Genomic DNA, 13,050 nt, shown 5'->3' with positions numbered 1-13,050 from the left:
CTCATCGCGGCTCGGCCTGCGCCGCGTCGCGCAGGCCGTCGCTGGTAGCGCGCAACAGAGTCAGCAGCAGGCCGTTGAGCGGCGTCGGCACGCCGTGCCGTTCGCCGGCCGCGACGATCGCGCCGGTGAGAGCGTCGGCTTCGAACGGGCGTCCCGCGACACGATCGAAATACATCGAGGTGCCGGCGTCGGGCGGATAGGTCAACAACGTCGCCAGCATCAGCTCGGCCTCGTCGGGCGCGAGCTGCGCGCCGTCGGCGCGGCCGACATTCGCGGCCTCCACGAGGATGGCGCGGCACAGCGCCTTGACGTCCGCGCGGCGGAACACCGCCTGCCGCTGCAAGGTGAGCGCGGTGATCGGATTGGCGACCGCATTGAGCAGAAGCTTGCGCCACGCCAGCGTGGTGAAGTCGGCGGAGCGCCGCACGCGCATCGCCGTGCCATCCAGCAGCGTTTCGAACGCGCGACCGTTCGCGTCATCGGCAACCGCGAATTCGTGCTCGCCGGCACGACGGAAGCGGACGCGATCCGGCGCCAGCCGCTCGCCGTTGTAATAGACGATGGTCGGAACGACCGTGGCGGCGCCGACCAATGACGCCAGCCGCTCCGCGTGGCCGATGCCGTTCTGCAGCACCGCGACACGCGTCCGCGGCCCGCACAGCCTCTGCAGCCAGGGCGCGCTCGATTCCGTGTCCTGCGCCTTGGTTGACAACAACACCCAGTCGACCGGCGTAGCCTCTGCCGGATCGGTGAGGGCGCGCAGCGGCACCTCCACCGTGCCTTCCGCCCGCTCGACCGTGAGGCGATCGAGCGGCCGCCGGACACAGGCGATCACGTCATGGTTGTCGACCGCCCGCAGCAGGCCGGTGATGATGCCGCCGATGCTGCCGAGGCCGACGATGGCGATGGTTTTGCGGTCGGATGGTCCTGTCATGGTTCTGGGCTTTGCGGAGTGTGTTGCGTTGGGTTGGAATGTCAGGCCGCTCGTGTGGCTTTCCGCCGCAGCCAACGAAGCCGCCGATCCGCGGTCTTCGCAGCGCATCATCACACAATGACGCCAAGCCCGCAAAATTCGGATAGCAGGCCATCGGCAATTTCACCGGAGCCCGGCGCCGGATTGCGCTACAGTCGCATCCATAAAATCAGCACGGCCTCCGCCGAGAGGCCGGCACAGATGGGAGCATGCGCATGCAGTTCAGGGTTTCGCCGACATCGTTGCAGGACAGTTCGAGCGCCGAGGAATGGCAGGCGCGGGTCGATCTCGCGGCGGCGCATCGGCTCGCCTATATCCACGGCTTTTCGGAAGGTATTTTCAACCATCTCACCTTGGTGGTGCCCGGCCGCACCGACCGCTACTACCAGATCCCGTTCGGCATGCACTGGTCGGAGGTGACAGCATCGTCCTTCATGGAGGTCGGCATCGACGATGCCGAGGTGAAGCGCGGCGAGGGTGAGGTCGAGCGCTCCTGCTATTGCATCCATGCGCCGATCCACAAGGCGCTGCCGCAGGCCAAGGCGGTGTTCCACACCCACATGCCCTATGCGAGCGCGCTGACGCGGCTCGAGGATCCGCGCATCAAGGAGATCGGGCAGACCGAGGTCGGTCTGTCGGAAGCGATCGCCTATGACGATCTCTACACCGGCCCCGCGCTCGATCCCGAGGAAGGCGCACGGCTCGCCAGGGTGATCGGCAACAAGACCATCCTGTTCATGGCCAATCATGGCATCTCGACCGTCGGCGAGACGGTCGCCGATGCCTATGACCGGCTCTATTACATCGAGCGCGCCGCGCAGGTGCAGATCTACGCGATGTGGACGCAGCAGCCGCTCAAGCAATTGCCGCAGCATGTGGTGGAGAAGACCAAGCGTGATTTCCGCGACGACCATCTCTACAACGGCCCGTCCCCGGCGCAGCGGCATTTCGATGCGCTGAAGCGGATGCTGGATCGCAAGGAGCCGGACTACGCGACGTAATTCGCGTCAAACTCCACTGTCGTCCCGGCGAAAGCAGGGACCCATAACCACAGGCTCGAGTTGTGGAAGCGCGCTGCGGCCCAAGCGTGGAGCAGCAACAATCATCGGTGGTTATGGGTCCCGGCTTTCGCCGGGACGACACCGGTTTTGTGGCTACTAATTCAGCCAGCTACTGGCTCGCCCACACCACGCGTGCGATCCACGCGACTTCCTCGGCATCGAGCATGCGGTCGGGGTGCTCCGGATTGAGCGATCCGAGTTCCAGCATCTTGGCGGTGCGGCGTCTCAATTCCTTCACCATCACCTCGCCGCCGGTCGTGCGCACCACCACGCGGTCGCCGCGGCGGATCGCGGTCGCGGGTGACACCACGATGATGTCACCTTCGCGATAGGCGGGCTTCATCGAGTCGCCCTCGATCTCCAGCGCATAGGCGTGTTCGTCTGATGTCGCCGGTAGCGCGACTTCGTCCCAGCCCTTGCCGGCGGGAAAGCCGCTGTCGTCGAAATAGCCGCCGGCCCCGGCCTGCGCGAAGCCGATCAGCGGCACCGACTGTCCGCCGCGCGCGCCATCGCCGAGCAACTGCACGAAGGTCTCCATGCTGGCATTGCTCGTCGCCAGCGCCTTGGAGAGCGATTCGGTCGAGGGCCAGCGCTCGCGCCCGTCGCCGGTCACGCGCTTCGACTTGTTGAAGGTGGTGGGGTCGAGTCCGGACTGCTTGGCAAGGCCGGACGGCGACAGCCCGGCGCGTTCGGCGAGCCGGTCGAGCGCGGCCCAGACCTGCGCGTGGGTCAGCGGTCGGGTGGCTTTGGGCTGTTTGGCCATCGAGGGTATCCCGGATGGTAGGAATTATTGCCTGAAACTTGGCGTTTTCGCAAATCTGCCGGCCGATGTGTCCTGGCACCGCTTGAGTTGCGCCGCCGCCGCCGATACGGTCCCTCGCTCGCCAGATGGCGTCTGGGGCATTTCCCCTCAAATCCGGATAAAACCCCAAGAGACTCAAGGACAAAAGGGAAGGCCGGCCCGTGCCGATGATCTACAAAATCACCCCCGCTTCGGCCTGGCGCGAGGCCGAGCGGCAGGGCGTGTACCAGGGCAGTGCCGACGACAAACGCGACGGCTTCATCCATTTTTCCACCGCCTCCCAGGTGGCCGAGACCGCGCGCAAGCACTACCACGGGCAAACCGGCCTGTTCCTGGTCGCGGTCGATGCCGATGCGCTGGGCGATGCCCTGCGCTGGGAGCGGTCGCGCAATGGCGAGCTGTTCCCGCATCTCTATGGCGAACTCGACCTCGGCGCGGTCACCGAGATCCTCGACTTGCGCGCGCGCTCCGACGGTGGCCACGACGTTCCGGAGCTCAAGCCGTGATCCGTGCCTTCGACGCCTTTTCGCTGCCGCTGCTGCGCTGGTTCGATCCCGAGGATGCCCATCGCATGGCGATCCAGGGCCTGAAGCTGCTGCCGCCGATCCGGCAGCGGCCGGATGACCCCAAGCTCGCGGTGCGCGCCTTCGGACTCAACTTTCCAAACCCGATCGGCATGGCGGCCGGTTTCGACAAGAGCGCCGAGGTGCCCGACGCGCTGCTGCGGCTCGGCTTCGGCTTTGTCGAGATCGGCTCGGTCACGCCGAAGCCGCAAGGCGGCAATCCGCGGCCGCGGCTGTTTCGCCTGGAGCGCGACGAGGCCGTCATCAACCGCATGGGCTTCAACAATGACGGCGCGGAGGCCGTGCTGCGGCGGCTCGCCGCGCGCGCCAGCGCCGGCGGCATTGTCGGGGTCAATGTCGGAGCCAACAAGGATTCGCCCGACCGCGCCGCCGATTATGTGAAGCTGATCGAGACGTTTGCGCCGGTCGCGAGCTATTTCACCGTCAACGTCTCCTCGCCGAACACGCCCGGCCTGCGCAATTTGCAGCAATCGGCCGCGCTCGACGATCTGCTGGCGCGGGTCATCGACACCCGCGAGCGCGTGCGCAAGAACGCCGGCGACTCGCCGGTCCTGCTCAAGATCGCGCCCGACCTCAGCCTTGCCGAACTCGACGACGTCGTGCACATCGCCCGCTCGCGGCGTGTCGACGGCATGATCGTCGCCAACACCACGCTGGCGCGGCCCTCGACCTTGCGCGAGGAGAATCGCGCCAAGGAGCAGGGCGGCCTGTCGGGCCGTCCGCTGTTCCGGCTGTCGACGCGCATGGTGGCCGAGACCTATGTCCGCGTCGAAGGCGCGTTTCCGCTGATCGGCGTCGGCGGCATCGATAGCGGTGGCGCCGCGCTGACCAAGATCCGCGCCGGGGCCAGCCTGATCCAGCTCTATTCCTCGCTGGTCTACAAGGGCATCGGTCTCGTCGACGACATCAAGCGCGATCTGTCCTCGACCCTGCTGCGCACCGGCCGCGACTCGCTGTCGGAAATCGTCGGCGCCGATGCGGCGACGATTACAGCCGAGGACTGGCCGGTGAGGTAGCTTCCAAGTTACCTCGCCCCGCTTGCGGGGAGAGGTCGGATCGCATCGCAGATGCGATCCGGGTGAGGGGGAGCTTCCGCGTAATCAGCTCCCACCTCCTCTATGGAGGCAGCCCCTCACCCCAACCCTCTCCCCGCAAGAGCGGGGCGAGGGAGCAGAGCGTCGCTTCGTTCATTTGAACGTCTTCCTGAGCAGCGCCGGATAGCGCAGGCCCTGCAGGCCGCCGCGTGCGACGTAGAAGCCGAGCAGCGCGATCCATAGGCCGGTGTTGCCGAACGAGCTGAGCGCCCACCAGGTGGCGAGGAAGATCGCGAGCGAGGCCAGCATCAGATTGCGCATCTCGCGCGCCCAGGTGGCGCCGACATAGATGCCGTCGAAGCCGAATGCGAATACGCCGGGCAGGGGTGCCAGGATCACGAACGGCAGGAACGCGCGTGCATAGCGGCGCACGTCGTCGCTGGTCGTCATCAGATTGATCAGCGCCGGTCCGAACAGTGCGAACAGCACCGATACGACCAGCGCAAAGCCGATGCCCCACAGCAGCACCAGCCGGGTCGAATCGGAAAAGCCACGCGCGTCGCGCGCGCCGAACGCGCGGCCGCACAGCTGCTGGGCGGCATTGGCGAGACCGTCGAGGAAGAAGGCGCTGACTAGCAGGAAATTGTTCAGCACCGAATTCGCCGCCAGCGTCACGTCGCCTTCGCGCGCGCCCTTGGCGGTGAAGAACAGGAACACGACGATCAGCGCCGCGGTGCGGACCATGATGTCGCGATTGACCGCCAGCATGCGCATCAGCTTGGCGCGGTCGAACAGCGTCGCCGCGGGCACCGCGAAGCCGCCTTGCGAGATCCGCCACGCCACGACGATGCCGACGGCGAAACCGGCGGTCTCGGCGAGCACGGCGGCGATCGCGGCACCGGCAATGCCGGCGCCGTAGACCTGCACCAGCAGCACGGTCGCGGCCATGTTGATCAAATTGATCACGATCTGCAGCGCCAGCGCCAGATTGGCGCGGGCCTGGCCGACCAGCCAGCCGAGGATGACGTAATTGGCGAGCGCCAGCGGCGCTGACCAGATCCGGATCATGAAATAGGCTTTGGCCGCGCGCGTGACGCCTTCGCTGCCGCCCATCAGCTGGAATGTGATTGCGGCGAGCGGCACCTGCAGCGCGATCAGCGCCGCGCCGATCAGGCCGGCGACGATGAAGCCGCGCACCAGGATCGCGGCATATTCCTTGATCTCGCCGGCGCCCTGCGCCTGCGCGGTGAAGGCCAGCGTGCTCATGCGCAGGAAGGCGAACAGCCAGAACAGGCAGTCGAAGATCACCGAGGCCATCGCCACCCCGCCGAGCAGCGCGGCGTCGTCGAGTCGACCGATCGCGGTGGTCGAGACAATGCCGATCAGCGGCGTGGTCAGGTTGGCGACCATCGCGGGGCCGGCGATGGCGAACACCTGGCGCGTCGTGATCTTCGGGTGGATGGGTGCGTGCATGGCTACAATTGCAGGGAATATGCGTTTCTATCGCGACATCCGTCGCGCGGCCATGCCGGAATTGTTCTCAGAGCAATGCGATGGCGGAGGGGCAGCGGGCAAGGCATTGCATGCTCAGAGCACCACGACCATGCCGTCGCTCGCCGCCGTGTAGGGCAGGTCGTCGATGCGGCCGAGCATGTCGTCGCTCATATGGGTCAGCACCACGCGCTTGGCGTTGATGGCGGGCAAACGCGCTTCCAATGTCTTCAGGCTGAGATGGTTCTTGACCATTTTGTCGTACATGTAGGCTTCGGCGATGAAGAGGTCGGCGTCCTGCGCCGCCGGGATCAGCGCGTCGGTCCATTCGGTGTCGGCGCTGTAGCTGATGATGCGGCCTTCCGCCCCGACGCGATAGGCGAGGAACGGCCCGCCGGACTCGCCATGCACGACAGGGTAGGGCGTCACGATCACCTCGCCGAAGCTGCGCGTTTCGCGCGGCGCGAGCGTGACGACGGACAGATCGAAGCGTTGCCTGGTTTTGGAGGAATGCTCGAACATCACCTCCATCACCGCTGGCAGCTTCGTTTCGATGCCTTGCGGCCCGGCGATCACCAGCGGCCGGGTGCGGCGGGAGAACTGCGCGTCGAGCAGGAAGAACGGCAGGCCGGCAAAATGATCGCCGTGGAAATGCGTGATCAGGATCAGGTCGATTGCGTCACGGTCGATCTCGAGCCGCTTCATCGCCGGCAGCGACGAGGCGCCGCAATCGATCAGGAAATTGCTGCGCGCGCCGCTGACGTGGAAACAGGTGTTGAAGCGGCCGCCGGAGCCGAATGCATCGCCGCAGCCGACAAATCGCAATTGCATCGGCTGTGCACTCTCCCTGGGATCAGCGGCCGCGCGGCGCGCCGAACAGCCGCGACAGCAGCCAGATCGGGATCACGATCACGGCGCCGAGCAGGAAGTAGCGCCACGCCCAGTTGATCGCGTCGAAGCCGAAATCCCAGAGGCTCTGGAACAGCCGGCGGATGCTGTAGAGGATGTTCCACGGGTCGAGGCCGATCGCGGCAAGCACGACGCCGACCAGGATCGAGAGCAGGATCAGCCGGAATGCCACCGACAGCGGCGATCCGCCGAGAAAGCGGTACAGGCCGTCACTCCGGCCGGCCGGCAAGTCCCGGATGTCGTTTGGCATTGCTGTCTCCAATAGCGTTTTCGCGCGAAGTGGGCACCGGTTCGCGTGAAGAGAACGCGTCAAATCAAAACCTAGACCTCGATTCTGATCCCATCAGAACCGAGGTCTAACGGAATCGCCCGCATTATAGGTCACGGCGGAGCACATGGGAAACCCGTGGGCCGTGATCAATGGCTGCCATGCGCGCTTGGGATTTAACTTCCTGTCATGGAGATTAACATCCGTTCAAGCGTCTCCAGCCGGTCGGCTTCGCGCGGCGGCTTGTCCCAGCGCAGGCGGCTGATCCGGGGGAAGCGCATCGCGACGCCGGACTTGTGACGCGGCGAGCGCTGCAAGCCCTCGAAGGCGACCTCCAGCACCAGCCCCTGATCCGGCTCGTGCACGACATGGCGTACCGGGCCGAACTTCTCGGTGGTGTTGCGGCGGACGAAGCGGTCGATCTGCAACAGCTCCTCGTCGGTGAAGCCGAAATAGGCCTTGCCGACCGGCACCAGCTCGTCGCCGGCTTCGCCATGGGTCCAGACCCCAAACGTGTAGTCGGAGTAATAGGACGAGCGCTTGCCGTGGCCGCGCTGGGCATACATCAGCACGGCGTCGATGATGTGCGGATCGCGCTTCCACTTCCACCACGGTCCTTTCGGCCGTCCGGGCAGATAGGGCGCGTCGCGCCGCTTCAGCATCACGCCTTCGACCGCGTCGGCATCGTCGCCGGCACCGGCGCTCTTGGGATCGGCACGCGCCGCGGCCAGCTGGTCCCAGCTCGCGAACGGGACGGTCGGCGACAGATCGATGCGCGGATCGTTCAGCTTGGCGACGAAGGCTTCGAGATGCGCGCGGCGTTCGGTGAAGGGCAGCTCGCGCAGATCGTTCTCGTCGTCGCCAAGCAGGTCGTAGGCGCGCAGGTGGATCGGAAATTCCTTGATCAGCTTCGCCGAAACGACTTTGCGGTTCAGCCGCTGCTGCAGCACGTTGAAGGTCTGCACGCGGCCGTCGCGCAGCACCAGCAACTCGCCGTCGATCGCGCCGGGCAGACGCAGCGACGGCACGAGATCCGGAAAGCTGCCGGTGATATCCTCGCCGGTGCGCGAATAGAGCCGCGCCTGGACGTGGCCGCGCGCATCGCGGCCGGACACCGCCTGCACCCGGATGCCGTCCCATTTCCATTCCGCGCTGAAGTCGGCGGCGTCGAGATTGGCGAAATCGCTATCCTCGATCGCATGCGCCAGCATCACCGGGCGGAACGGCGCAGGGTCGCGGTTGACCGGTTTGTCGCCGCGGCCCTCGAGCCAGGCGAACAGGTCGAGATAGGGCGGCGACAGGCCCGGCCACATCAGCTCGATCTCGTGCGCGTCTTTGTCGCCGAGCGCCGCCGCCGCGGTCTTCGCCAGCCGCGCCGAGATCCCGATCCGCATCGCGCCGGTGACGAGCTTCAACAGCGCCCAGCGCCCGGTCTCGTCGAGCTCGTCCAGCCAGCGCGCCAGCTGTGCCGGCAGCTCGGCCTTGCCGAGCGTGCGCAACGTGGTGACGACGTCGGCCAGCGTCGGAGGAGGCGGGTTGTTATGGGTGCGGAGAATCTCACTGCTATCGCGCCCGCGGTACCCCTCTCCCCAACCCTCCCCCGCAAGGGGGGAGGGAGCCTGCCCACCGATGCGTCCCTCACTGACGTCAATTCCTTCAACATCGCCGTGAGGTGAGCAGGACGGTTGGGCTCCCTCCCCCCTTGCGGGGGAGGGGTGGGGAGAGGGGTGGCCCAGCAAAGACTCGGCGCAATTTGCTCCAGCCTTCGGCCACATCAGCGCGACCGTCTCCGAAAGATCGCCGACGTAATCATAGGAGTAGCCGAACAGCACCGGGTCGGCGCGTTCGGTGATCAGGTCGCGGATCAGGCCCGGCTTGGCGTGCTTGAACGACAGCGCGCCGGTCAGCGCCGCCAGCGCGTAGCCGCGGTCGGGGTCCTCGGTCTCGCGGAAATAGGCGACCAGCAGCTTGATCTTGTTGTTGCGGCCGGGCTCGTAGGCGAGGCGGTCGAGCAGCTCGGCAAAGCGGTTCATGGCTTCTTGGTCTCGCCGACGGGCTGGGCCTCGCCGGTCAGTGCGGCCGTCTCGCCTTCGTCCTCGTCGCCATAGCCGACCAGATCGAGCGGCCGCGCGGCAAGGCCCTTGGTCTTGCACCAATGCACCAGCGCGTCTTCCTGGCCGTGGGTGACCCAGATCTCGCTTGCACCAGTGGCGGCGATCGTCGCCGTCAGGCCATCCCAATCGGCATGATCTGATATCACCAGCGGCAGCTCGACGCCGCCTTGCCGGGCCCGCGCGCGCACGCGCATCCAGCCCGAGGCGAATGCGGTGACTGGATCGGGAAAGCGGCGCGTCCAGACATCGGATGTCGCGCTTGGCGGCGCCAGCGTAATGGTGCCGGCAAGCTCGGCTTTCTTCATGCCGCGCGCGGGCCGGAGCTCGCCGAGCGGAATGCCGCGCTCCTGATAGTAATAGGTGATCTTCTCCATCGCGCCATGCAAATAGATGGGTGCGTCGTAGCCGGCCTCGCGCAGCAGCGCGATCACGCGCTGCGCCTTGCCGAGCGAGTAGGCGCCGACCAGATGCGCGCGCTCCGGAAACAATTTGACCGACGCCAGCAGCTTGTTCACTTCGCCGGCGGCATCGCCATGGCGGAACACCGGCAATCCAAACGTCGCCTCAGATATGAAGACATCGCAGGGCACGAGCTCGAACGGCGCGCAGGTCGGGTCGCGCGCATCCTTGTAGTCGCCGGAGGCGACGATGCGGGTGTCCTTGCAGGTGACCGATATCTGGGCGGAGCCCAGCACATGGCCGGCGGGATGAAACGTCACCGTGACGTCGCCGAGCCTGATCTCCTCGCCATACGCGATCGCCTGCACAGCGCCGGCGAAGTTCTCGCCATAGCGCAGCCGCATCATGTCGAGCGTTTCCTGGGTCGCGAGCACAGCGCCATGGCCCGCCCGCGCATGGTCGGAATGGCCATGGGTGATCAGCGCCCGCTCGACCGGCCTGACAGGATCGATGTGGAAGCCGCCGGGCTTGCAGCAAAGCCCGGCCGGGACGGGCATCAGGATGTCTTGCGGGCGCATCGTCCCTATATAGGCGCTCGATCCGCGATGTTTAGCCGGATCCGCGGGCTTGACCCGTGCATCCATCTCCGGAAAAAGTCCGTGCTTTGATGGATGGCCGGACCCGGCCGAGATTGGTTCCTTAAAGCGAATGGCCCGCCGCCTGTTTCTGTCCTCCGGCGACCTCGTCGCCGACCGCCGCTACGAGTTCGCGCGCGACCTGCAATTGAAGGGCGATCTGCCGGCTGCCGCCGAGCTGCTCGAACAGGCGATCGAGCTTGTGCCGAAATTCCCGTCGGCCTGGTACACCTTGGGCAAGATCCGCCTGGAGCTCGGCCAGCGCGAGGCCGCGATCGCAGCGTTCCGCGGCGCGCGCGACGCCGATCCCGAAGACCGTCATGGCGCCGGCCTGCACCTGATGCAGCTCGGCGTCGAGGCCGTCAGCGCGATGCCGCCGGGCTATGTGCAGACGCTGTTCGATCAATATGCGCCGCGCTTCGAGGCCGCGCTGGTCGGCGATCTCGGCTATCGCGGCCCGGCGCTGCTGTTCAAGGCGGTGCTGTCGGTGCGTGCGGGCGCAAAGCAGCCGGCCTTCTTCAAGCGCGCGATCGATCTCGGCTGCGGCACCGGGTTGGCGGCCGGCGCATTCGCCCGGCATGTCGATCGCTTCATCGGCATCGACCTGTCGCCGCGCATGATCGACAAGGCGCGCGCCACCGGCCTCTATGCCGAGCTCGAGGTCGACGACATGTTGAAGGCCGTTTCGGCCAAGCGCGAGGCCAGCGCCGAATTGATCCTGGCCGCGGATGCAATGGTCTATGTCGCCGATCTCGCGCCGGTGCTCGCCGAGGCCAGCCGTGTGCTGGTGGCGGGCGGCGTGCTCGCCTTCACGGCCGAGACCCATGACGGCGAAGGCGTCATCATCGGCGAGGGACTGCGCTACGCCCACAGCGCAGCTTATGTGCGCGCCTCCGTCGCTGCCGCGGGGCTGACGCTGGCCCTGCTCGACGATCTCTCGGCGCGCAATGAAGACAATATCCCGGCACCCGGACTCGTCGCCGTGGCCGTGAAGCCGTGACGCTTTTCACCCTCGCCCCTTGTGGGAGAGGGTCGCTTCGCGCCGCGAAGCGGGGTGAGGGGTCTGCCTCCGCGGATAGAGACCCCTCATCCGGCTCGCATCTTCGATGCGAGCCACCTTCTCCCACAAGGGGAGAAGGGAAGAGGCAGCCCCGCACTCAACTTGAGTCTACACGCTACGCATTTGCCGTGACGCGGCATTGCGCCGCAAAGCTGTGACTTCGCGCTTGCCCGGCGCAAGGCGGAATGCGAGAGCTTTTCGCCTCAGGGAGAGAAATAATGAAAAAGCATACACGGCGCGAGTTCGGCGCCACTGCATTGTCCGTGATCGCCGCGTCCGTGCTGCCTGCGCCCTTCGTTCGGGCCGCAGACAAGAAGTACGATCCGGGTGCGAGCGATACCGAGATCAAGCTCGGCCAGACCGTGCCGCATTCCGGCCCCGGCTCGCTTTATGGTGTGCTGGGGCGCGTCGGCGAAGCCTATTTCCAGATGCTCAATGACAAGGGCGGCATCAACGGCCGCAAGGTGAAATTCCTCACCATGGACGATGCCTACAGCGCGCCGAAATGCGTCGAGGCGACGCGCCGTCTGGTTGAGCAGGAGGAGGTGCTGGCGCTCTATGGTTCGCTAGGCACCGCGCCGCAGACCTCCGTGCACAAATACCTCAATTCCAAGGGCGTTCCCCAACTGCTGTTGAACACCGGCGCCTCGAAGTGGAACGATCCGAAGAATTTCAAATGGACCATGGCGGGCCTGCCGCTCTATCCGACCGAGGCGCGCATCCTCGCCAAGCACGTCGTCAGCGTGAAGCCGAACGCCAAGGTCGGCATCCTCTACCAGAACGATGATTTCGGCCGCGACTTCCTGGGGCCGTTCAAGAAGGTGCTGGCCGATGCCGGCGGCAAGGCACAGGTGATCATGGAGCAGACCTATGATCTCACCGATCCGACGGTCGATTCGCAGCTCATCAATCTCTCGAAGTCGGGCGCCGACGTCTTCTACAACATCACCACCGGCAAGGCGACGTCGCAGTCGATCCGCAAGGTCACCGAGCTCGGCTGGAAGCCGCTGCAATTGCTGTCGGCGGGCTCGACCGGTCGCTCGATCCTGAGCGCCGCGGGCCTCGATAACGCCAAGGACATCGTCGCGATTCGCTACAACAAGGAAGTCGGCGTGCCGCGCTACGAGAAGGATCCGGACGTGGTCGCGTTCGAGGAGCTGCGCAAGAAGTACCTGCCGAACATCGACCCCGACAACACCATCGCTTTCGCCGGCTACGGGCAGGCGGCGACGATGGGCGAAATCCTGCGCCGCTGCGGCGACGACCTGACCCGCGCCAACGTGCTGAAGCACGCCACCACGCTCGCCGGTTTCCATTCGCCCTATTTCCTTGATGGCATCAATTACAGCTATACGCCCGACGATTACACGCCGATGAAGACGCTCTATGTCTCGATCTTCAACGGCAAGGATTGGGACCTCTCCGGCGAGCCGATGACGGAGTAGGGGCGGGGCGCGCTGTTGCTTAACCTCGCCCCGCTTGCGGGGAGAGGCATAGGCCGCCTACGGCGGCCGTCCTCAAGAACGCCGAAGCAGAGCTTCGGCTATGTCGCATCGTGAGATGCGATCCGGGTGAGGGGGTACAGGTCTCACGGCACTCGCCGCTCGCGGAAGCAGCCCCTCACCCCAACCCTCTCCCCGTGAAGAACGGGGAGAGGGAATCGAAGCGTCCTGTCGTGGGCCCCTTGCCACCTGCCGCCATTTCCGACCGCCCTCGACGA

12 protein-coding genes are annotated in these 13,050 nt (G+C 66.0%); 5 read left to right on the top strand and 7 right to left on the bottom strand.

The window, feature by feature from the left end; all coding sequences use genetic code 11:
* Position 1: 1 nt before the first annotated feature.
* Positions 2–934, bottom strand: coding sequence for a 2-dehydropantoate 2-reductase (locus ACVWYP_RS01630; RefSeq protein WP_304497498.1), 933 nt, complete (start codon positions 932–934; stop codon positions 2–4).
* A gap of 254 nt (positions 935–1,188) precedes the next feature.
* Here ACVWYP_RS01630 and ACVWYP_RS01625 point away from each other — a divergent pair, with 254 nt between their 5' ends.
* Positions 1,189–1,974 (top strand): class II aldolase/adducin family protein, encoded by a 786-nt coding sequence (locus ACVWYP_RS01625; protein ID WP_225642150.1) that lies wholly within the window; start codon positions 1,189–1,191, stop codon positions 1,972–1,974.
* 169 nt (positions 1,975–2,143) lie between these two features.
* On the opposite strand, the gene ACVWYP_RS01620 is transcribed toward ACVWYP_RS01625, so the two are convergent.
* Positions 2,144–2,797, bottom strand: a complete 654-nt coding sequence (locus ACVWYP_RS01620) for a S24 family peptidase (RefSeq protein ID WP_304497497.1) — start codon at positions 2,795–2,797, stop codon at positions 2,144–2,146.
* Positions 2,798–2,997: 200 nt separating this feature from the next.
* Between ACVWYP_RS01620 and ACVWYP_RS01615 the strand changes: the two genes are divergently transcribed.
* Entirely contained in the window at positions 2,998–3,342 is a 345-nt protein-coding gene (locus ACVWYP_RS01615; RefSeq protein ID WP_304497496.1) for a DUF952 domain-containing protein, read from the top strand.
* Positions 3,339–4,436: a quinone-dependent dihydroorotate dehydrogenase gene (locus ACVWYP_RS01610; RefSeq protein ID WP_304497495.1), complete on the top strand. Its 1,098-nt coding sequence runs from the start codon at positions 3,339–3,341 to the stop codon at positions 4,434–4,436. Before ACVWYP_RS01615 ends, ACVWYP_RS01610 begins: the two co-directional genes overlap by 4 nt.
* A gap of 171 nt (positions 4,437–4,607) precedes the next feature.
* Here the strand turns inward: ACVWYP_RS01610 and ACVWYP_RS01605 are convergent, their stop codons facing one another.
* The 5 genes from ACVWYP_RS01605 to ACVWYP_RS01585 all read right to left on the bottom strand — a co-directional run bounded on the left by ACVWYP_RS01605 (position 4,608) and on the right by ACVWYP_RS01585 (position 10,213).
* Entirely contained in the window at positions 4,608–5,927 is a 1,320-nt protein-coding gene (locus tag ACVWYP_RS01605) for an MATE family efflux transporter (RefSeq protein WP_304497494.1), read from the bottom strand.
* 114 nt (positions 5,928–6,041) lie between these two features.
* Positions 6,042–6,776, bottom strand: coding sequence for an MBL fold metallo-hydrolase (locus ACVWYP_RS01600; RefSeq protein WP_304497493.1), 735 nt, complete (start codon positions 6,774–6,776; stop codon positions 6,042–6,044).
* A gap of 22 nt (positions 6,777–6,798) precedes the next feature.
* Complete coding sequence (locus ACVWYP_RS01595) at positions 6,799–7,104, bottom strand: DUF6460 domain-containing protein (RefSeq protein ID WP_038384491.1); 306 nt, start codon at positions 7,102–7,104, stop codon at positions 6,799–6,801.
* A gap of 194 nt (positions 7,105–7,298) precedes the next feature.
* On the bottom strand, positions 7,299–9,155 hold the full coding sequence (locus tag ACVWYP_RS01590) for a cisplatin damage response ATP-dependent DNA ligase (protein ID WP_304497492.1): 1,857 nt from the start codon (positions 9,153–9,155) through the stop codon (positions 7,299–7,301).
* Entirely contained in the window at positions 9,152–10,213 is a 1,062-nt protein-coding gene (locus ACVWYP_RS01585) for a ligase-associated DNA damage response exonuclease (protein ID WP_304497491.1), read from the bottom strand. The genes ACVWYP_RS01590 and ACVWYP_RS01585 overlap by 4 nt, the downstream gene beginning before the upstream one ends.
* Positions 10,214–10,343: 130 nt before the next feature.
* Between ACVWYP_RS01585 and ACVWYP_RS01580 the strand changes: the two genes are divergently transcribed.
* Complete coding sequence (locus ACVWYP_RS01580; protein ID WP_304497490.1) at positions 10,344–11,270, top strand: class I SAM-dependent DNA methyltransferase; 927 nt, start codon at positions 10,344–10,346, stop codon at positions 11,268–11,270.
* Between the two features lie 278 nt (positions 11,271–11,548).
* A complete protein-coding gene (locus tag ACVWYP_RS01575) occupies positions 11,549–12,775 on the top strand; it encodes an ABC transporter substrate-binding protein (RefSeq protein ID WP_028339017.1) in 1,227 nt (408 codons plus the stop codon).
* Positions 12,776–13,050: the final 275 nt, after the last annotated feature.

This window comes from Bradyrhizobium sp. USDA 3262, from assembly GCF_054060035.1.
The sequence above is the reverse complement of the archived record's forward strand: the minus strand, read 5'-3'. Positions and strand labels throughout refer to the sequence as shown.

What these genes read in the sequence shown, in the direction of transcription:
- ACVWYP_RS01575 (WP_028339017.1), top strand. Translation starts at nt 11,549, where the DNA reads ATGAAAAAGCATACACGGCGCGAGTTCGGCGCCACTGCATTGTCCGTG.
- ACVWYP_RS01630 (WP_304497498.1), bottom strand. Translation starts at nt 934, where the DNA reads ATGACAGGACCATCCGACCGCAAAACCATCGCCATCGTCGGCCTCGGC.
- ACVWYP_RS01605 (WP_304497494.1), bottom strand. Translation starts at nt 5,927, where the DNA reads ATGCACGCACCCATCCACCCGAAGATCACGACGCGCCAGGTGTTCGCC.
- ACVWYP_RS01595 (WP_038384491.1), bottom strand. Translation starts at nt 7,104, where the DNA reads ATGCCAAACGACATCCGGGACTTGCCGGCCGGCCGGAGTGACGGCCTG.
- ACVWYP_RS01585 (WP_304497491.1), bottom strand. Translation starts at nt 10,213, where the DNA reads ATGCGCCCGCAAGACATCCTGATGCCCGTCCCGGCCGGGCTTTGCTGC.
- ACVWYP_RS01600 (WP_304497493.1), bottom strand. Translation starts at nt 6,776, where the DNA reads ATGCAATTGCGATTTGTCGGCTGCGGCGATGCATTCGGCTCCGGCGGC.
- ACVWYP_RS01580 (WP_304497490.1), top strand. Translation starts at nt 10,344, where the DNA reads ATGGCCCGCCGCCTGTTTCTGTCCTCCGGCGACCTCGTCGCCGACCGC.
- ACVWYP_RS01590 (WP_304497492.1), bottom strand. Translation starts at nt 9,155, where the DNA reads ATGAACCGCTTTGCCGAGCTGCTCGACCGCCTCGCCTACGAGCCCGGC.
- ACVWYP_RS01620 (WP_304497497.1), bottom strand. Translation starts at nt 2,797, where the DNA reads ATGGCCAAACAGCCCAAAGCCACCCGACCGCTGACCCACGCGCAGGTC.
- ACVWYP_RS01625 (WP_225642150.1), top strand. Translation starts at nt 1,189, where the DNA reads ATGCAGTTCAGGGTTTCGCCGACATCGTTGCAGGACAGTTCGAGCGCC.